Origin of the sequence: Nocardia sp. NPDC058658, from assembly GCF_042716665.1 — a bacterium.
Taxonomy (GTDB): domain Bacteria; phylum Actinomycetota; class Actinomycetes; order Mycobacteriales; family Mycobacteriaceae; genus Nocardia.
In genome coordinates this window covers 240,597-259,182 of record NZ_JBHXRR010000006.1, presented here as the reverse complement: position 1 = coordinate 259,182, position 18,586 = coordinate 240,597, and the positions used below count along the sequence as shown (strand labels likewise).

Genomic DNA, 18,586 nt, shown 5'->3' with positions numbered 1-18,586 from the left:
GAATAAACCGCTGGCGCCGTCACTTACAGTGGACCGTTATGAGGGAGAAAGGCCGGAAGGTCATCGCGACCAACCGCAAGGCCAGGCACAACTACACGATCCTCGACGTCTACGAGGCGGGGATCGCGCTGGTCGGCACCGAGGTGAAGAGCTTGCGTGAGGGCAAGGCCTCGCTCGTCGACGCCTTCGCGACCGTCGACCACGGCGAGGTCTGGCTGCGCGGCCTGCACATCCCGGAGTTCAGCCACGGCACCTGGACCAACCATTCGCCGCGGCGCACCCGCAAGCTGCTGCTGCACAAGCGCGAGATCGAGCACCTGGTCGGCAAGTCGCGCGAGGGCAACCAGACGCTGGTGCCGCTGTCGATGTACTTCTCCGACGGCAAGGTGAAGGTGGAGCTCGCGCTCGCCAAGGGCAAGCAGGACTACGACAAGCGTCAGGATCTGGCTCGCAAGCAGGCCGAACGCGAGGTCACCCGTGAGGTGGGTCGGCGGGTCAAGGGCATGCGTTAGTGCTGTCCGTCGTGCTCGCGCTCGTCGCGGCGGCGGGCTACGGAGTCAGCGACTTCTTCGGCGGCATCGCGGCCCGCAGGGTCACGGCCCTGCGCGTGGTCGTGGTGTCGTATCCGTTTTCGGTGCTGTTGGTGCTGCTGATCGCACCGTTGGTCGGCGGGCACGCGGACACCGCGTCGATGCTGTGGGGTCTGGCCGCTGGGGTGGCCGCGGGTTTGGCGGTGTGGTGGTTCTACGCCGCACTCGCCGACGGGCCGATGTCGGTGGTGTCGCCGGTCACCGCGGTGCTGGTCGCTGGCATCCCGGTCATCGCGGGTCTGTTCCTGGGCGAGCGGCCGGGTGCCGTCGCGATCGCGGGCATCGCGGTGGCGCTGGTCGCTGTGGTGTTGGTCAGCCGCGAGGCGCCCGACGAGACCACCGAGGAAATCACCGGCGGCAGGCCGTTGCGCTTCACCCGCCGGGTCGCCCTGCTCACCGTCGGCTCGGGTGTCGCCTTCGGTTTCACCTTCTTCTTCCTGCACGAAACCAATCCGAGCGCGGGTCTGTGGCCCCTGCTGGCCCAGCGCGCCGCGGCCACCGCGGTCGTGTGGACATGCGCTCTGGTGGCGGGCGAATTCCGGGGACTACACGGCGAACCGCTTCGCCTGGCGCTGGCGGTCGGTGTGCTCGACGTGATCGCCAATGCCGCCCTGCTCTACGCCTTCCACGGCGCGATGCTGTCGGTGGTCAGCGTGATCGGTTCGCTCTATCCCGCCGCGACCGTGCTGCTGGCGATGGTGTTATTGGGCGAACGGATCAGCGCCACGCAGAAGGCGGGCATGGTCCTTGCCCTCAGCGCGGTCGCCATGATCGCCGCGAGCTAGAGCCGCGTGCAGGGCTCGTGCAGACCCAGCCTGCCCAACGTGGCGCCGCGATACCCGATCTCGACGGCCCTCGCGCCCATCGGTGCTTGTGCGTCCGGTTCGAAGACCGCCGACCATTCCCTGCTCAGGTCGGGCGCGTCGGCGCCGGCCGGATGGATGGCGACCATGCCCTCACCGTCGGGTGCCAGATTCTCCGCTCCACGCCGCAGACCCGGCCGGGTGAGGTCGCCGTTCTCGGCAGCGGCGGTGAGCAGCGCTTTGAGCGGGTAGGAGATCGCCCAGCCCAGCGAGTAGCCGAAATTGGCGGGTTCGCCGGTGGTCGCCTCGCGGGCGTGCTTGGCGCCGATACTGCCGCCGGTCCAGTCGTCCACCGGGGTCATGTAGTTGTAGAGCGCGGTGAGCGCCGGCGCGGCGGGTGTCTTCAGCAGCGCCGCGTTCCAAGTGGGCACCGAGCCGAGGAATCGGCCGGTGAAACCCGATCCCACCAATTTGCCCACGATCTCGGCGGTTTCGGCAGGCCCGGTGGCCAGCAGCACCAGCTCGGGCGCTGCCGCGAGAATCTCCCTGACCGGCCCGTCCTGATTGCCGACCTCGCCGTTGGGGCCGGTATCGATGCGGGCCACGATCGTCGCCTCGTTGGCCGCCGCCCACTTCGACGCCCCGGCCGCGTAGTCGCTGCCGTAGTTGCCGCGATTGGCGACCACGGCGATATCGCGCGGCGCGTAATGATGCTCGGCGAACCAGTCGAGGCCGGTCACCGCTTCGGTGCAGTAGGAATAACCCGCGCTGAGCACCAGGTTGTGGTCGACGCTGCGATAGTTCCAGCCCGACCACTGGGTCGCCGCGGTGGCGACCATGTCGTCGGCATCCATCCGGTTGAGCGTCGCGATGGTCTGCGAGGTCCCGAAACTCATCGCCAAGGCCAGCACGTGCGGCTCGATCGCCTCGTATTCGGCGCGATGCATGCGCGGATCCTGCGAGGTGTTGCGCGTATAGGACGTGATGTCGACGTCGTAGCCGCCGATCCCGCCCGCCTCGTTCACCCTGTTCCAGAACGCCAGCTGACCCTCGTGCATCGAGGTGCCCAGCGCGCTGAACGGCCCGTTCTCCAGATCCGAGAGCACTCCGAGATAGATGCACCCGCGATCTGTGTGCGCGGAACCCGGACACGGCGCACTGGTGACGCCTGGCGTCGCGGCGGCCTCCTCCGACGAGCAGGCCGCGGCCAGCAACAGGCTCGCGACCGCCGGGATCGCCGCGAACCGGCGCAGTCCACGCTGACTGGTGAATGCCATGGGTTAACTCCTTGCTCGAGCCGCCCAGGACATTTCACAAATCCGTGCGGCCGAACGAGAACAGTACCCGCCACTACCGGCGCACTTACCCCGTTTCGCGGAGGTGGTCGAGAGTGGTTCGCCACAAGATCACCCCGCCCCCCCGCGAACCGACAGAAAATATCGGGATGATCCGGCGCCGCGCCAGTGTTAATATGACTAGCCCGCACGGTGCGGGCACGTACGGGGCTGAACGGTTTCGACTGCGTACGTTGATTCAGGGGAAGCGTGTCGGTGCAGGCAAGAGACCACCGTAAGCGTCGCTGCAACCAATTAAGCGCCGATTCCAATCAGCGCGAGTACGCCCTCGCTGCCTAAGTAGCCAGGTCGTCTCTGTCAGTCCGGGTTCGTCCCTCGACCCGGGTACTGGCATCAGCTAGAGGGAATTACCGTTCGGCTCGGTCGCGGAGTCGAACGGGACATCTCACAGCGACTGGGATCGTCATCCACGCTTGTTCGCGAGACGTGGAGATCCAAGCAGAGGCATAGCGAACTGCACACGGAGAAGCCCTGAAGACGCGGCGGAGGACCCGGGTTCGATTCCCGGCAGCTCCACTCGAGGCCCCTCACCTGACACGCAGGTGAGGGGCTTTTTCATGCTCTGACGGCGGCGTGTACACCCAAGTGTGTACGCGGGCTACATGGACGAGATCAGCACCCGGGAACTGCGCGCCAACCTGGCGAAGTATCTCGACGCCGCCGAAGCCGGCGAGCAGGTGATCATCCTCCGCGACGGCACCCCGGCTGCCGCACTCGTCCCGCTTTCCGTCGTGGAAGCCGTCGACGAGGCAGAGGACGCAATGCTGGCACGGGAAGCCGCCGCTCGACTGTCCGACGGCAGCGCCACCGTCAGCATGGCCGAGGTGCTCGCCGACATCTTCGAGTCCCGTCGGTGAAATACGAGTTCCGCTTCCACGAATCGGCCCGACGTGAACTGCGAGACCTGGAACAGCGCGACGCCATGCGCATTCTCACCGCACTCATCACCCTCGGCGACGATCCGTACGCCGAGGGTCTGGCAGTCAGGAAACTGGTCGGCGTCGACGCCTACCGCCTGCGAGTCGGCCGGTCCCGGGTTGTCTACCAGGTATGCGACGACGTACTGGTAATCCTGGTCGTGAAAGTCGGATGGCGGCGGGACGTGTATCGCGATCGCTAGGCCGAAGTGCATTGTGGCGCTTCGGCTATCGTTCGGCAGATAGGTCTGCAAGCGGTCGAGGTTCTGGGGGAAACGTGCGGAAGTTGATCGCGGTCGGTGTGGTCGCCGTCTGCCTGGCGTTGACGGCGTGTAGTGCTGGATCGAGCGAGCCTGCCGGTCAGGCGACAACCACGCAGGCCACCTCGGCTCCTGTCGCTACCACCGAGGCGGCGAAAAGCGCTGCCGCATGGTCGGTTCCGGACTACAAGGGCGACTCGTCGAAGGTGGCGGTGGTCGGTGATGTCGTGCTGACGCCGCGATCGACGGCGATGGTGGCGCTGAATCGCAAGTCCGGCAAGGAATTGTGGCATCGCGAGCGCAGTGGCGGCGACTACAACATCTATTGGATCAGTGGTCCCCTTGTCGTGCTCGTCGACAAACCGGAGAACCATTCCGGGCCGTATTTGTTCGAGGTCATCGACGTCGCAACCGGATCGACCCTGTGGCAGGCCAGCGCCGACGAGGTATCGGTCTTCGACAATTCCGTCTACACCGCCGACTGCCAGAAGGAGAGCGGCCGCAGCGAGCACTGCGCGACCATGCGACGCGACCTTCGCGACGGAAAGTCGACCTGGGTGGCGCCGGCGACCGGGAAGGTCAGCGAGGCCGAGATCGGACTGGGCAGCCAGCAGGCCAACATCGAGCGACCCTATGTCGCATTCTCGGTGCCGTCCCCGCCGTCGGATATTCAGTGGACGTTGCTGGAGACGGCGACCGGCACAGTGCTCCCGGTTCGCGCCGAGAATCGCGCATGGTACGAAATCGCCGTCGACAATTCGCTCATCGTCACCGATAACAGCGATGTCCGTGGCGAGGGGTCGTGTCCGGTCCTGATCGAGGCCTTCGACGGTCTGAGTGGAACCGGGAAGTACTCGACGACGGTCAACAGTGGTCGCCGCAAGGATGGGGAGTGCGAGCACTCCCTCGGGCCGACGCCCACCGATGGTTTCACCGGCAGCGGGTCACGCGTCGCGGCGGTCAGCGACGACGGGTCGGTTCAGCTCCTCGACCTGGTCACCGGAAACGTGGTGTGGACTTCCGAGGTCAAGGGCACCGCGCTCGACGCTGACGACCGCTCACTGCTGATCTCCGAGCACGCCGACCAGGGTTCGCTCACCCTCGTCGACTTCGCCACCGGTCAGCGAAAATGGACGGTAGCCGATCCGGGCTTCACCGGATATCCGTCCGAGCGAACAACTTTCGTCGTCGGCGACCGCGTAGTCGTCGGCGGGCGAGTCCCTGTCGGCGAGTACAGCGCGCCACCGGTCACGCTCGTCTACGACCGCGAAACCGGCAGGGAACTGTCCAGATACGACGGAGTACTGGCAGGCGCAGGTGCCGACTGGATTGCCGTCGGTCGCCGCGACGGAGAAAAGTACGCTCTCGAGTTCCACGGCTAGCCCGGACTCCGACCCGACCGGCGAGACCCTGGTGCAGGCCCACGCGACAGGGCCACGTACAACTGAGCAAATGACGCGGTATGCATACGACTCGGGGGCGGGAACGCTGGTCGCCACCTGGGGGACCGGTCGGGGTGACGTCGCCGAGACGGTCGCCGAGGTGCCGGGGGCCGAGCACGGGGTGGAGTTGGCGGCGGCGTTGGCGAGTTTGGCGCGGTTTCAGTGGCGGACCTATACGCATCCGGCGACGGCGGCCGGGGATCCCGATGTGGAGAACGGGGAGGCGTGGCGGCGGGCGGAGGAGCGTAATCGGTTCGCGAAGGTCGAGGCCGCGCTGCGTACGCCCAATCTGCCCGATGACGAGGGGTGCATGCTGGTTTTCTACAGCCCCATCGAGGAGTCCGCGCATCACGTGGGCCGCGTGCTGCACGCGATCGGTGACGCGAATCTGGTGGACCGGGTGGTGAACGAGGTCCTCACCGAGCAGGCGGCGATCACGGCCGCCGAATTGGGTGATCTGGCGGGTCGCGCGAGGCAGGCGGTCGAACTCACCCGCCCGGAGATCTCCCCGGTGCAGGTGCACGCGGCAGACACGTTGCTGCGAGCCAATCCCTTGGGCACGATCGACCTGTTCACCGAACTGGACCCGGCCGCCGCCTCGGTCGCCGCGGCGCACTGGTTGCGGGCCGCGGCGACGGTGGCAGGCGAGATCACCGGCCTCGAACCGGTGGACGTGGTCGCCGAGGCGGACGACATCGAAGCGCTCCAGGTCGAGACGCCGACCGTGGTCCTGGAACGGCTCAGCGAGGGGGAGACGCCGACCCAGGTGGTGGTGGACCTGATCGCCGACGCCATCGCCGTCTCCGAAGGCAAGGTCCGCGACCTCGACGGAATCATCGAGGCCGCACAGGAAATCGAGGAACGCGACGACGATCCCGACGCCTGGACCGACGGCTACCGCATCTGCCGCCTCGACCCGACCCGCCCCGCGATCGACCTTCTCGAAGACTTGCTCGGCGCGATCAGAGGTTGCTGGCTGGTCTTCAGCGAAGCCGACAGCGACACCACGTTCGAGGCCGCCGTCCGCACCGAAGCCGACGCCGACACCTCCCGCTTGCAGTAGCGCGAACTATCCGCCCGCGCGACGACGGAACGTCCGCTTCCCACCCGCCTGCGCATGCGTCCCACGCACTTTGGCGGCATTCTGGGCGGCCCCACCCGCGGTGGAGTGGCCGTTCTTCCGCTCGAGGGCCTCACGGAACCTCCGCTTGGTCGCCTCTTCCGGGGTTTCGTTCACGGCACCGGACTGTTCGGCGGAGAGTTCCTGTTCATCGGGCATGCGTACAGCCTGCCACCCCAGCGCACCTTCGCACACCATCGGGAGCACCATTGTCCCGCTCGTGAGTGCCCTCGGTAGGATCCACCGATGCGGGGCAGGCCAGGAGGGACGTGGCTGTGATCGAAGTATGGGGTGCTCGAGTCGCGGTTCGTTATGCGAACGGTCGGCTGGTGACGACGCCGCTGCGCGCGGACAACGAGATCGCGCTGGATGTCGGCGTGGCCGAGCTGGCCAGGATCGCGCTCGCGACCACCGAGGACGGGCAGATGGCGCTGCTGCTGTTCTTCCGGTCGGCGCAGTTCGTGGTGAACGGTGCGCCGACGGAACGTCATCCGGTGCCGGTGTACCTCGAAACCGACTTACGCGAGCAGGCGCAGACGCTGATCAGGGCCGTTGAACGCGACCTGATCAGCTTACGCAGGGTGTTCCCACCTCGCCCGAATCTCACACCGCCGCAACCGGTTCAAGCACCGAACGGTCGACAACGCCCCGATGTCAACGCGGCCGCCTATCGAATGCGCCACGCGGGCAACTCCTTACGTGAGATCGACATCCTGCACGCGGGTGCTCGTCCCGACGAATACGTCCTCGAAATCGCACAGGCCGGCCACGAGGGCGCCCCCGGACTGGTCGCGATCACCACCCTGCGCCTGCTGTTCGTCTCCGCCTGGGCGGTCTACGAATTCCCGGTATCGGTCCTCACCGGAGCCGAAGTGCTCACCGGAAGGGTCGCGACACTGAGGATTTCGGGCGCGGGCACCGACCTCGACTTCGTCGACTGGGAGCCCGCCGACTTCACCCGCATCGCCGAGGCCGTCCGCCTCGCCTGCGAGATCGAACACGTCGACGGCTCCATCGCCCAGTCCATGCCCAGCTCGGCCGACCTCTTCGGTGAATGGCAACTGCTGGTGGAGCGCCGCAAACTCGGCATGGTCTCCGACGACCCGTTCCGCCGTCAGGCCGTCGGCATCATGCTGACGATGCCGGGCTGAACACCGGCGCACCCGCGTGCAGGGCCACCCGCCGCCACGGACTGGTAGGCCGCAGGTGTAACCCCGCGATCATCCGGCGACGTTCGGCCACTTGGCTTTTCGCGGCCGACAGGTCCTGCGTGGCCGCCCAGAAGATCGCGCCAGTGAGGAACCCGTCGCCGAACTGCCGCCAGTTGCGATAGTGCTGGCGCGCCCGATCCAGCCCGGTCAGCATGTGCTCCCACGCCTCGTCCTCGGTCAGATAACCGGCCGTGCACGCGGCGCGGGCGATGAACACCAGTCGCGCCAGATCCCATGCGGTGGCGTCGATTTGCAGTGGCGTCGGCAGGCTGTCGGTGATGCCGAGCTTGATGGCTTGCAGCCACGCGTCGTAGTCGCGATCGATCCCGGCGGGACCGCGATAGCCGCGGAAACCCGAAAGGGTGTGCAGGAATTCGCGATGTTCGTCGGCCAACCCGGACCGGTCGACCCGGCCGGTTTCGCTCGCCGCCATCACAGCCAGCGGATGGACGAGTTCGAACAGCGGCGCGTGCATCCCGACCAGCAGTCGGCGCACGGTGTCGTGCGCGTCCTCGGCGTTGTCGACACCCCACGACTCGTGCAGCCCCTCGATCGCGGTCTCCCGCCGCGTCGACGCGCTGTCGGGCTCCTCCGGCACGAACGCGACCCCATCGCACTGCGCACCCCAACTGCGCCCGTAATACGCACCGACAGCCAACGCCCGGATCCGGTCGTCATCAACTGTCGCCCCGGACCAGACGTCCGGCTCGATGTCGATGTCCGCCCCGGGGAACCCGGCCACCCGCGGCCGCCCACCCTGCATTGAAGCTGTCGGTTGCATGGCCACCCCTCTGCCGAGCCGAACGTAGTGCCGTCAGATCTTACGAGGGATGGACAACGTGTCGGTGGGTAGGGCTACCGTCGAAAGGGTGGCGGAATACCGGGAACGCGCATCGCGGCTGGACCGAGCAGTGGTCTGGTCGCGGACGGTGCCTGCCCACACGGGCCCGGTCACCGTGTTCCCCGATGGGTGCATGGATCTGATCTGGACCGAGGGCACCCTGATGGTGGCGGGCCCGGACAGTCGCGCCTTCCTCTCGCCGACCGCGCGGGCGAGCGAATTCGTCGGCATCAGATTCGCGCCGGGCACCGCACCTGCGTTGCTCGGCATTCCGGCGGTGGAACTGCTGAACCAGCGCGTCGACCTCGCCGAGTTTGCCCCGTCGCGCACCACCCGCGAACTCGTCGACCGCGTCGACAACGCGCCCGACCGCGTGGGGGCGTTGGAGGCGATCGCATTACGATTCGCCGCCGAAAAGGGCCCGACGGACCCGGCGCTCACCGCCATCGTCGACTCCCTGTCGGCGGGCGCGACGGTGGCCGAAACCGCCGCCGGGACGGGTCTGTCGGCCAGGATGCTGCACCGACGTTCGCTGCTCGCCTTCGGCTACGGACCCAAGATGTTGGCCCGTATTCTGCGCTTTCAACGTGCGCTGGCGGCGGTTCGCACCGGAATTCCGGCCGCGCGAATCGCCGCGACGACCGGCTTCGCCGACCAGGCCCACCTGTCGCGGGAGTTCCGTGACCTGGCCGGATGTTCAGTTCGTGCCTTACAACCGCGCTGATCGACACCTCGATGCCCGGAAAGTCTCATTCGGAATCATCGTGACGGAGGGTTACGCTCACAGGGCGCGACCTCCTCGCAAGTGCTTAGGCAAGCCCGAACACCGACGAGAGGATGTGACCTGATGATCGACGAAACCGTGTACTCCACGCTCCGTATCGAGGCTGAACGAGATGAAATCCGTCGGCTTGTCGTCGGAGCGGTCATCGTCCGTCATTCTCGAGTGCTCATCCTGCGCCGCCGACGATCGGGTTTCCTGAGCGGCCGATGGGAATTGCCCAGCGGGGTCGTCGAGCCGGGTGAGGCACTCGACGAAGCGCTGGCCCGCGAAGTGCTGGAGGAAACCGGGCTGGAGGTCACCGGAATCAGCGATTACCTCGGCGATTTCGACTATCTGACCGGTGAAGGTGCCCGCACCAGACAGTTCACGTTCGTCGCCGACGTGGCCGCCACCGGACCGGTGACGCTCACCGACCACGACGCGCACCTGTGGACAAGGCTCACCGGAGAACCCCCGGTCAGCGACGAGGTCCGCGAGATGCTCGCCCGCTATCAGCAGCGTCAGCGCGACCCGCACGGCTGGTCGGCCTATTCGGCGGGCAACGGCGCGTAGAGGTCGATCCCGTGCCCGTCGGGGTCGGCGAGCGAGGCGTACCGCTGACCCCAGAAGGCGTCCCATGGCGGCATTTCCCCGTGATGGCCCGCGTCGACGAGCTCGCTGTAGAGCTTGTCGACCTCGGCCGGATCGGCGCACCGGAACGCGAGGCTGCTGCGGCCTGGTCCGGTCGGCGGCTGCCAGTTGGGCACGAACGAGGCGATCGTGGCCTCGGTGTCCAGGGCCAGCCGCAGGCCGTTGCCGATTTCCGCCTCGGCATGGGGCTCGGTTTCGGCGCCGTCGGGGAACACCAGACCCAACCGACGGTAAAAGGCCACCGAGGCGGCCATGTCGGAGACGACTACGGAAACGACATCGAGTTGAGGAGTCATATCCGCAGCGTAGGCGCCCGCACCCGGCCCGGTCTTGAAGAAATCGGACGCCTAGCGGGCGGGTACCGGCACCAGTTCCGCGATCAGGTTGCCGACCAGAATCCGCAGGTGGTCGCGAATTCCGCGCACCACCTCGATCGGCTGCCCGGCCGGATCCGAGAGCACCCAGTCGCGATAGCTGATCCCGGGAAAGTACGGGCACACCTCGCCGCACCCCATCGTGACCACTACATCCGAGAGCCCGACGACGTCGTCGGTGAGCGGCTTCGGTCGTGCGCCGGAGATGTCGATCCCGACCTCGGCCATGGCCACCACCGCGGCGGGATTCAACGCGGGCGCCGGATCACTGCCCGCGGTGCGCACCTCGATCCGGTCACCGGCCATGGCGCGCAGGAACCCCGCCGCCATCTGTGATCGGCCCGCATTGTGGACGCAGACGAACAACACTGTGGGTGTGTGGGCCATGGTCGCCCTTTCGGCGCAGGGGCGAAGTGCTTGTGGCGCTTCGGATATCACCTGCCATCATTCCACCCGGTCGCGGTGTCGGGGGTGGGTGTAGGCGAACCGGCGACGCTGTTGTCCGTGCGGTGTCCGCTTCAGTCGAGGGTGCCGAGTACCCGGTTCACGTAGTCGTTGGCGAAGACTCCGGTGGGGTCGAAGCGACGCCGTACCTCGGTGAAGCGGTTCCATTCGGGGTAGCGCGAACGCAGGGTTTCGGCGGTCTGGAAGTGGCGCTTGCCCCAGTGCGGCCTGCCGTCGTAGGCGTCGAACACCGCCTCGCACGCGCGGAAGTACGGTTCCCACACCATGCCCTGATACTGATGCACCGCGATATAGCACGTCTCGCGCCCGCTCGCGGGGGACAGGAAGGCGTCGTCGGGTGCGACCCAGCGCACCTCGATCGGCATCGGCGTGCCGAATTGCCTTCCCAATTCCAGGATTTCGCGAATCGCGGCGGCCGCGTGCGCGCGCGGGATCGCGTATTCCATCTCGTTGAACTTCACCAGTCGCGGGGTGGAGAACACGCGGTAGGACCGGTCGACCTGGCGGTTGTTGCTGCCCGCGAGAGTGGCCGCGCGGTGAATCATGGGGATGGTGGCGGGAATCCGCCGTCCCAGCCTGCACATGCCGTCGTATACGTGGTTCGCGACGAGGATGTCGTTGATCCACTCGCTCACCTTGCCGCGCGGCTTCTCGGGCGCCGAGGTGCGGTTGATGGTCTTGGTCATCGCGGTCTGACTGTGCGGGAACGCAAAGAACTCGAAATGGGCGCTGCCGTCGGCGAATTCGTCGATGCTGTCGAGCAGTTCGGCCAGTGGCACCGGCTTCTCTACGCACTCCAGCACGAACGACGGCTCCAGCTGCACGGTCGCCGCGGTGACAACGCCGAGCGCGCCGACGCTGACCCGCGCCGCCTTCCAGCCGTCCGGATCGGTCTGCTCGTTGAGCTCGGTCCGGGTGCCGTCGGCGCCGAGCACCTCCACCGAGTGCAGCGCCGCGGAGATATTGCGCAGCCGCGAGCCGGTCCCGTGGGTGGCGGTGGCGGTGGCGCCCGCGAGGCTCTGGGTGTCGATGTCGCCGAGGTTGGGGAAGGCGAGGCCGTGCGCGTGCAGCAGTGGGCTCGCCGCGTGCAGCGAGATGCCGACTTCCATGCGCACCCGCCCGTTGGCGACGTCGACGTCGAGCACCTTGTTCAGGCCGCTGAGGTCGATCAGCGTGCCGTCGGTGAGCACCGCGTCGGTGAACGAATGCCCGGATCCGGCCACCCGCACGGTCCGCCCCGCGGCGGCCGCGTCGGTGACGATGGCGGCCAGTTCCTCGACATCACGCGGTGCGGCGACGACGGCGGGTGTGCAGCGCTGCTGGCCTGCCCAGTTCACCCAGGTGTTCTTGGTCATGTGTCCAAGATAGAGGATGCGGTGTGACGCGCGCTACTCGTCGGGTGTGCTCGACTCAGCGACGGCGGCCGAGGCAGCCCGCGGCCTTGGCCTGCTCGACCTGTTCGTCGGTCATCGCCGGGACCGCCAGTGGCCTACGTGGCACCGAATCGGTGCGGACGCCGTTGAGCGCGATGGCCATATACCGTTGCCACACTTCGGAATTCACCGGCGCCGCGAACTCGGCCAGTGAGTTGACCATGTGGATCAACGCGAAGAAGTCGGTGGTGACGATGTCGGCGTCGACCGCACCCGCATCGCGCGCCCGGTCGACGATCGCCGCGACCGACGGGTGGATCCGGTCGCGCAACTCGGCGAATCGAGCCGGATCCTCCTCGAGCTCGAGCATCACCTCGCCGAAACCACGATTGGTCGCCAGGTGTTTGCACGCGCTCTCGAAGAATTCGACGAGTCCGAGCCAGGCGTCCGGGTTGCGCAGGGCTTCCTCGGCGGCGTCGGCGAAGTCCTTGACGTGCTGGTCGAAGACCTCGGCGATGAGTTCCTTCTTGTTCGCGAAGCGCCGGTACACCGTGCCGACGCCGACGCCCGCGCGCTCGGCGACATCGTCGAGGGTGATTTCGAGGCCGTGATCGGCGAACAGTTCCCGGGCGGCCTCGACGATGCGTTGCTGATTGCGGGCGGCGTCGGCGCGCAGTCTGCGGGGTGGATTGGCAGTCGTCGTGGCGTGATTCACAAGTGCATCCTATCAATCCGAGGATTAAGTGGAGGTCGTTTCTCCGTTACTCTGGTAGCTTCGAATGAAGCGGAGGCGTTATCTCCGATTATGCCACCCAGCAGCCACCCACAGTCTTCCAAGGGGAGTTATGACCACCACACTCGACACGGGGCCCAAGAGCTCCGCGGACACCGGGCGTCGCGGCTCGCACGCCCTGCGTTGGTGGGTGCTCGCCGTCCTCGGCATCGCCCAGCTGATGGTCGTGCTCGACGCGACGATCGTGAACATCGCCCTGCCCGCCGCCCAGGTCGACCTCGGCTTCGGCGACGGCGACCGCCAGTGGGTCATCACCGGCTACGCGCTGGCCTTCGGCAGCCTGCTGCTGCTGGGCGGGCGGCTCAGCGACCTGTTCGGTCGCCGCAACACCTTCATCGTCGGCCTGATCGGCTTCGCGGTGGCCTCGGCCATCGGCGGCGCGGCCACCAGCTTCGAGATGCTCGTCGCGGCCCGCGTCGGCCAGGGCGTGTTCGGCGCGCTGCTCGCCCCCGCCGCGCTGTCGCTGCTCACGGTCACCTTCACCGAACCCGGTGAGCGGTCCAAGGCCTTCGGCATCTTCGGTGCCGTGGCCGGTGCCGGTGGCGCGATCGGCCTGCTGCTCGGTGGCGTGCTCACCGAATGGGCGTCGTGGCGCTGGGCGATGTATGTGAACCTGATCTTCGCCGCCGTCGCCCTGGTCGGCGCCGTGCTGCTGCTGGCCAAGCACACCTCCACCGCGCGGCCCAAGCTCGACTGGTACGGCACCGTCACCGTCACCGCCGCGCTGTTCGGCATCGTCTACGGCTTCTCCCACGCCGAGTCCAACGGCTGGAGCGACCCGACCACGCTGGCCTTCCTGATCGGTGGCACCGTGCTGCTCGCGGCCTTCGTGTGGATCGAGACCAAAGTCGCGAACCCGTTGCTGCCGCTGCGCATCGTCGCCGACCGCACCCGTGGCGCGTCGTATCTGACCGTGTTCATCATGGGCATCGGCATGTTCGCGATCTTCCTGTTCCTCACCTTCTACATGCAGCTCACCCTGGCGTACACGCCGATCGTGACCGGCCTGGCGTTCCTGCCGATGGTGGCGGGCATGGTGGTCTCCTCGACTACCGCGCCGTCGTTGCTGCTGCCGAGGGTCGGACCCAAGATCGTCATCAGTGGCGGATTCCTGGTCGCCGCCGCGGGCATGCTGTGGCTCACCCAGATCGGTCTGGACTCGGGTTATGTCACCCACATCCTGCCCGCGCTGGTGCTGCTCGGCCTCGGTCTCGGTGGCGCGATGTCGGTCGCGTTCCAGGGTTCGACCGCGGGTGTGCAGCACGAAGACGCCGGCGTCGCCTCGGCGATGGTCAACACCAGCCAGCAGGTCGGTGGTTCCATCGGCACCGCGCTGCTCAGTACCATCGCGGCCTCGGCGATGACCGACTACGTGTCCTCGCATCAGCCGGGCCCGCTCACCATGGCGCAGGGCGCGATCGAGAGCTACACCACCAGCTTCTGGTGGGCGACGGCCACTTTCGTGCTCGGTGCGATCGTGATCGGCGTGCTCATGCCGAACACCGTGCCCGCCCCGGCCGAGGGCGAGCCGGTGTTGGCGCACTGATCCGAGACTGCCGAGGATGGCCCGAACCGACAATCGGTTCGGGCCATCGTCGTTCGCGTGTCCGGTCTGCTGAAAGTTTGCCGCGATCGTGCCGCACGGCTTAGTGTCGGTGGGTCTCGATACCATCAGCAACGACCATCATCGGATCGACCAGCGGGGAGGCAGCGCATGACATCGCGGCCCCCGGCGCTGGATGCGGCCGTCCTCGCGGCGATCTCGGTGGGGGGCGGGCTCGGTGCCGTCGCCCGTTTCGGAATGGCCCGTTGGTGGCCCCCGGCGGGCGGATTCCCGTGGTCGACATTGACCGTGAATGTGCTGGGCTGCTTCGCGATCGGGGTGCTGATGGTCGCGGTCACCGAGCTGTGGGCGGCACCGAAACTGGTGCGCCCGTTCCTGGGAATCGGTGTGCTGGGCGGCTTCACCACCTTCTCCACCTATAGCCTCGAGATACGCGGACTCGTCGACAGCGGGGCGGCGGGCACGGCGATGGCCTACCTCGGTCTGTCGGTGGTCGCGGCGCTCGGCGCGGTGGCGATCGCGATGATCGCGACCCGGTGGGTCGCGCGGAGGGGGATATGAATTCGATGACGGGCGAGCCGATGGTCGAAATATGGGCTCTCACACCGGGAGGCACGCGATGACGGTGGCACTGGTGATGGCAGGCGGCATGCTCGGGGCACCCGTCCGGTACCTCGTCGACCGGCAGATGACGGCCCGGTTTCCGACTGGGCTGCCGTGGGGGACACTAACCGTTAACATTGTCGGTTCGGCGTTGCTCGGGGGTTTGATCGGCGCGAGTTCCGGCAGTGCGCTGCTGGCGTTCGCGGCAAGCGGCTTCTGTGGTGCGCTGACCACGTTCAGCACTTTCGGGTACGAGACGATCCGTCTGGTAACCGAGGGCGCCTACGTGTACGCCGTGGGCAACGTCGTGATCAGCGTCGCGGCGAGCCTGGCCGCGGTGTACGCCGCCGCGTCCCTGACCCAGTGGTTGTGCGCATGATTCTCATGACCAGCCGCGCGCAGCCGACACGGAAGGGAACACCCACCATGGCCCACGATCGCGCCGGACGGCCCGCCCGCCCGACCGACCTGGTGGACATCGCCCACCTGGTCACCGCGTATTACAGCCTCGTCCCCGACCCGGACGAGCCGAGCCAGCAGGTGGTGTTCGGCACCTCCGGGCACCGCGGGTCCAGCGAGGACAGCGCGTTCAACGAGGCCCACATCATGGCGATGACGCAGGCCATCGTCGAATACCGCGCCACCCGCGACATCACCGGCCCGGTCTACCTCGCGCGCGACACCCATGCCCTGTCCGAACCCGCCTGGACCACCGCCCTCGAGGTCCTGGCGGGCAACGACGTGACCGCGGTGATCGACGCCCGCGGCCGCTACACCCCCACGCCCGCGCTGAGTCATGCCGTCCTGAACCACAATCGGGGCGGCACCAAGCATCAGGCCGACGGCATCGTCGTCACCCCCTCGCACAACCCCCCGCGTGACGGCGGCTTCAAATACAACCCACCGCACGGTGGCCCCGCCGACACCAAGGCCACCGACGCCATCGCCGCCCGCGCCAACGAACTGCTGCGCGGCGGCCTCGCCGAGGTCAAGCGGGTCTCGCTCGATCAGGCGATGAACTCCCACGTCGAGCGCTACGACTACCTCGACAAGTACGTCTCCGATCTGCCGAACGCGTTGAACCTGGACGCGATTCGCGGCGCGGGCATCCGGATGGGCGCCGACCCGATGGGCGGCGCGAGCGTGGACTACTGGGAGGAGATCGGGCAGCGTTTCGATCTCGAGCTAGAGGTCGTCAACCCGTTCGTCGACCCCACCTGGCGTTTCATGACCCTCGACAGCGACGGTCAGATCCGCATGGACCCGTCCTCGCGCCACGCCATGGCCGCGCTGGTCGGCATCAAAGACGACTACGACATCTCCACCGGCAACGACGCCGACGCCGACCGCCACGGCATCGTCACCCCCGACGGTGGTCTGATGAATCCGAATCACTTCCTGGCCGTCGCGATCGAATACCTGGTCGCGAACCGGATGTGGTGGGACGCGCTGACCAAGATCGGCAAGACCGTGGTCACCTCGTCCATGGTCGATCGCGTGGTGGGCGTGCTCGGACGCGACGTGCACGAAGTGCCGGTCGGGTTCAAGTGGTTCGTGCCCGGATTGTTCAGTGGCAGTTTGGCTTTCGGCGGTGAAGAAAGCGCGGGCGCATCCTTCCTCCGCATGGACGGCACCGTGTGGACCACCGACAAGGACGGCATCCTCCTTGCGCTGCTCGCCGCCGAGATCGCCGCCGTCACCGGCCAAACCCCCTCGGCCCGCTACGGCGAACTCGAACGCCAATACGGCAGCCCCGCCTACGCCCGCATCGATGCCGCCGCCACCAGCGAGCAGAAGGCCAAGCTCGCGCGCCTGACTCCCGACGCCGTCACCGGCACCGAGATCGCAGGCGAGGAGATCACCGGCATCCTCACCACCGCGCGCGGCAACGGCGCCCCGCTGGGCGGGCTGAAGGTGACCACCGAGAACGCCTGGTTCGCCGCCCGCCCGTCGGGCACCGAGGACAAATACAAGATCTACGCCGAGTCGTTCCTCGGCCCCGACCATCTCACCCAGGTGCAGGCCGCGGCCGAGGAGATGGTCAACCAGGCGCTGGGCGAGTGAGCTCTTCGACCAAAGTTCGGCTACCGCCCGAGATCTGGGTACTGATCGCGGCGGCGTTCGTGATCGCGCTCGGCTTCGGCCTCGTCGCACCGGTTCTACCGCAGTACGCGCGCGAATTCGGGGTCGGCATCGCGGCCGCGTCGGCGATCGTGAGCGCGTTCGCGTTGATGCGCTTGTTGTTCGCGCCCGCCAGCGGTCGGCTCGTGCAGAAGCTGGGCGAGCGGCGGGTGTACCTGGCCGGCATCGTGATCGTCGCGGTGTCGACCGGTGCGTGCGCGTTGGCGCAGACGTATTGGCAACTGCTGGTGCTGCGTTCGCTGGGCGGCATCGGGTCCACGATGTTCACGGTGTCGTCGATGGCGCTGATCATCCGGGTGTCACCGCCCGCCGCGCGCGGTCGGGTATCCGGGGTGTATTCGACGAGTTTTCTGATCGGGTCGCTGTTCGGCCCGCTGGTCGGCAGTAGTTTGGCCGGGTTCGGGCTGCGCGCGCCGTTCGTCATCTACATGGTCGCGCTGCTCGTGGTGTGTGTGATCGTGTTCGCCGGCCTGCGGGAATCGCCCGTGCTGGCCCCCGAAAACGGTGTCGCGCCGGTCGAATTCACCTTCCGGCAAGGCTGGTCCGAACCCGCCTATCGCGCGGTGCTGCTGTCGAGTTTCGCCGGTGGCATCGCGGTGTTCGGCGTGCGGATGGCGTTCGTGCCGTTGCTGGTGGTGGAGACACTGCATCAGGAAGTCGGCATGGCCGGTGTCGCGCTGACGGTGTTCGCGGCGGGTAATGCGGCGGTGCTGTTCCTGTCGGGACGTCTCTCGGACCGGTTCGGTCGAAAACCGTTCCTGATCGCGGGGTCCGTCATCTGCGCGGTGGGCACCGGTGCGCTCGGCTTCGCGCCGAATCTGCTGTGGTTCCTGATCGCGTCGTTCATCGCCGGCCTCGGTTCGGGGATGTTCAGTCCAGTGCAGCAGGCGGCGTTGGCCGATGTGATCGGGTCGCGGGCGCGCGGCGGTCCGGTGCTGGCCGCGTTCCAGATGGCGGCCGACCTCGGCACGGTGCTCGGTCCGATCGTCATCGGCTGGCTGGCCGAACGCACGTCGTTCGGGGTCGGCATGGCGGTGACCGGTGCGGTGCTCGCGGTGTCGGCGGCGGTCTGGGTGGTGACGCCGGAGCCCTCGACAATCGTGCATCCCGAAGATCCTGAGCATCCCGATCACGCGGGCGACGGCATCGACCCGCAGTGCAGTTGTGACGGCAGTCCCGACGGCGTTCCGGTGGTGCGCGATGGCATGGTTCCCGTCGGCCTGCGCAAGGAATACGGCGAATCGCAGTAGCTGATCCGCTGGTCAGAGGAATTTCGGCATGCCCGGGCGGCGAGCAGGCACGGCCTCGAGGCAGAGTGG

Annotated in this window: 21 protein-coding genes and 1 other RNA gene; 15 read left to right on the top strand and 7 right to left on the bottom strand. The window is 67.4% G+C overall.

Annotated features, from left to right (window positions below):
• The first annotated feature begins 38 nt into the window (after positions 1-38).
• Together smpB and ACFWUP_RS13005 are read left to right on the top strand one after the other, a co-directional pair.
• Positions 39-512 carry an SsrA-binding protein SmpB gene (gene smpB, locus ACFWUP_RS13010; RefSeq protein ID WP_379233763.1) on the top strand — a complete coding sequence of 158 codons (474 nt, stop codon included), beginning with the start codon at positions 39-41 and terminating at the stop codon, positions 510-512.
• On the top strand, positions 512-1,375 hold the full coding sequence (locus tag ACFWUP_RS13005; RefSeq protein ID WP_379233761.1) for an EamA family transporter: 864 nt from the start codon (positions 512-514) through the stop codon (positions 1,373-1,375). Before smpB ends, ACFWUP_RS13005 begins: the two co-directional genes overlap by 1 nt.
• On the opposite strand, the gene ACFWUP_RS13000 is transcribed toward ACFWUP_RS13005, so the two are convergent.
• A complete protein-coding gene (locus tag ACFWUP_RS13000) occupies positions 1,372-2,670 on the bottom strand; it encodes an ABC transporter substrate-binding protein (protein WP_379233759.1) in 1,299 nt (432 codons plus the stop codon). The genes ACFWUP_RS13005 and ACFWUP_RS13000 overlap by 4 nt on opposite strands.
• Before the next feature lie 224 nt (positions 2,671-2,894).
• On the opposite strand from ACFWUP_RS13000, the gene ssrA reads away from it, so the two are divergent.
• From ssrA to ACFWUP_RS12975, 5 genes are all read left to right on the top strand, one after another.
• Positions 2,895-3,267: a transfer-messenger RNA gene (gene ssrA / locus ACFWUP_RS12995) on the top strand.
• Between the two features lie 83 nt (positions 3,268-3,350).
• The gene (locus ACFWUP_RS12990) at positions 3,351-3,605 is read left to right on the top strand and encodes a type II toxin-antitoxin system Phd/YefM family antitoxin (RefSeq protein WP_379233757.1); all 255 of its coding nucleotides are present in this window, start codon (positions 3,351-3,353) and stop codon (positions 3,603-3,605) included.
• Positions 3,602-3,868, top strand: coding sequence for a type II toxin-antitoxin system RelE/ParE family toxin (locus ACFWUP_RS12985; protein WP_379233755.1), 267 nt, complete (start codon positions 3,602-3,604; stop codon positions 3,866-3,868). The genes ACFWUP_RS12990 and ACFWUP_RS12985 overlap by 4 nt, the downstream gene beginning before the upstream one ends.
• A gap of 74 nt (positions 3,869-3,942) precedes the next feature.
• Positions 3,943-5,307, top strand: a complete 1,365-nt coding sequence (locus ACFWUP_RS12980) for a PQQ-binding-like beta-propeller repeat protein (RefSeq protein WP_379233753.1) — start codon at positions 3,943-3,945, stop codon at positions 5,305-5,307.
• A 70-nt stretch (positions 5,308-5,377) separates the two neighbouring features.
• Positions 5,378-6,430 carry a hypothetical protein gene (locus ACFWUP_RS12975; protein WP_379233751.1) on the top strand — a complete coding sequence of 351 codons (1,053 nt, stop codon included), beginning with the start codon at positions 5,378-5,380 and terminating at the stop codon, positions 6,428-6,430.
• A gap of 6 nt (positions 6,431-6,436) precedes the next feature.
• On the opposite strand, the gene ACFWUP_RS12970 is transcribed toward ACFWUP_RS12975, so the two are convergent.
• The gene (locus ACFWUP_RS12970; protein WP_379233750.1) at positions 6,437-6,646 is read right to left on the bottom strand and encodes a DUF5302 domain-containing protein; all 210 of its coding nucleotides are present in this window, start codon (positions 6,644-6,646) and stop codon (positions 6,437-6,439) included.
• 170 nt (positions 6,647-6,816) lie between these two features.
• Here ACFWUP_RS12970 and ACFWUP_RS12965 point away from each other — a divergent pair, with 170 nt between their 5' ends.
• Positions 6,817-7,638 carry a hypothetical protein gene (locus tag ACFWUP_RS12965; RefSeq protein ID WP_379233748.1) on the top strand — a complete coding sequence of 274 codons (822 nt, stop codon included), beginning with the start codon at positions 6,817-6,819 and terminating at the stop codon, positions 7,636-7,638.
• On the opposite strand, the gene ACFWUP_RS12960 is transcribed toward ACFWUP_RS12965, so the two are convergent.
• Positions 7,616-8,479, bottom strand: coding sequence for a DUF1266 domain-containing protein (locus ACFWUP_RS12960; protein WP_379233746.1), 864 nt, complete (start codon positions 8,477-8,479; stop codon positions 7,616-7,618). The genes ACFWUP_RS12965 and ACFWUP_RS12960 overlap by 23 nt on opposite strands.
• 88 nt (positions 8,480-8,567) lie before the next feature.
• Between ACFWUP_RS12960 and ACFWUP_RS12955 the strand changes: the two genes are divergently transcribed.
• Together ACFWUP_RS12955 and ACFWUP_RS12950 are read left to right on the top strand one after the other, a co-directional pair.
• Positions 8,568-9,263: a DUF6597 domain-containing transcriptional factor gene (locus ACFWUP_RS12955; protein ID WP_379233744.1), complete on the top strand. Its 696-nt coding sequence runs from the start codon at positions 8,568-8,570 to the stop codon at positions 9,261-9,263.
• Positions 9,264-9,386: 123 nt separating this feature from the next.
• A complete protein-coding gene (locus ACFWUP_RS12950) occupies positions 9,387-9,875 on the top strand; it encodes an NUDIX hydrolase (RefSeq protein ID WP_379233742.1) in 489 nt (162 codons plus the stop codon).
• Here ACFWUP_RS12950 and ACFWUP_RS12945 read toward each other — a convergent pair.
• The 4 genes from ACFWUP_RS12945 to ACFWUP_RS12930 all read right to left on the bottom strand — a co-directional run bounded on the left by ACFWUP_RS12945 (position 9,851) and on the right by ACFWUP_RS12930 (position 12,880).
• Positions 9,851-10,249 carry a VOC family protein gene (locus tag ACFWUP_RS12945; RefSeq protein WP_379233740.1) on the bottom strand — a complete coding sequence of 133 codons (399 nt, stop codon included), beginning with the start codon at positions 10,247-10,249 and terminating at the stop codon, positions 9,851-9,853. The two genes, ACFWUP_RS12950 and ACFWUP_RS12945, sit on opposite strands and share 25 nt — an antisense overlap.
• Positions 10,250-10,300: 51 nt before the next feature.
• The gene (locus tag ACFWUP_RS12940; RefSeq protein ID WP_379233738.1) at positions 10,301-10,714 is read right to left on the bottom strand and encodes an arsenate reductase ArsC; all 414 of its coding nucleotides are present in this window, start codon (positions 10,712-10,714) and stop codon (positions 10,301-10,303) included.
• A gap of 131 nt (positions 10,715-10,845) precedes the next feature.
• On the bottom strand, positions 10,846-12,147 hold the full coding sequence (locus ACFWUP_RS12935) for a D-arabinono-1,4-lactone oxidase (protein ID WP_379233736.1): 1,302 nt from the start codon (positions 12,145-12,147) through the stop codon (positions 10,846-10,848).
• Between the two features lie 55 nt (positions 12,148-12,202).
• Positions 12,203-12,880 carry a TetR/AcrR family transcriptional regulator gene (locus ACFWUP_RS12930; RefSeq protein WP_379233734.1) on the bottom strand — a complete coding sequence of 226 codons (678 nt, stop codon included), beginning with the start codon at positions 12,878-12,880 and terminating at the stop codon, positions 12,203-12,205.
• A 130-nt stretch (positions 12,881-13,010) separates the two neighbouring features.
• Here ACFWUP_RS12930 and ACFWUP_RS12925 point away from each other — a divergent pair, with 130 nt between their 5' ends.
• The 5 genes from ACFWUP_RS12925 (at position 13,011) to ACFWUP_RS12905 (ending at position 18,517) form a co-directional block, all read left to right on the top strand.
• Positions 13,011-14,504 (top strand): MFS transporter, encoded by a 1,494-nt coding sequence (locus ACFWUP_RS12925; RefSeq protein WP_379233732.1) that lies wholly within the window; start codon positions 13,011-13,013, stop codon positions 14,502-14,504.
• Positions 14,505-14,672: 168 nt separating this feature from the next.
• Positions 14,673-15,083, top strand: coding sequence for a fluoride efflux transporter FluC (locus tag ACFWUP_RS12920; RefSeq protein ID WP_379233731.1), 411 nt, complete (start codon positions 14,673-14,675; stop codon positions 15,081-15,083).
• A gap of 58 nt (positions 15,084-15,141) precedes the next feature.
• Positions 15,142-15,504 (top strand): fluoride efflux transporter CrcB, encoded by a 363-nt coding sequence (gene crcB, locus ACFWUP_RS12915; protein WP_379233729.1) that lies wholly within the window; start codon positions 15,142-15,144, stop codon positions 15,502-15,504.
• Positions 15,505-15,551: 47 nt separating this feature from the next.
• Entirely contained in the window at positions 15,552-17,189 is a 1,638-nt protein-coding gene (gene pgm, locus ACFWUP_RS12910; protein WP_379233727.1) for a phosphoglucomutase (alpha-D-glucose-1,6-bisphosphate-dependent), read from the top strand.
• Positions 17,186-18,517 carry an MFS transporter gene (locus ACFWUP_RS12905; protein WP_379233725.1) on the top strand — a complete coding sequence of 444 codons (1,332 nt, stop codon included), beginning with the start codon at positions 17,186-17,188 and terminating at the stop codon, positions 18,515-18,517. Before pgm ends, ACFWUP_RS12905 begins: the two co-directional genes overlap by 4 nt.
• Positions 18,518-18,586 lie beyond the last annotated feature (69 nt).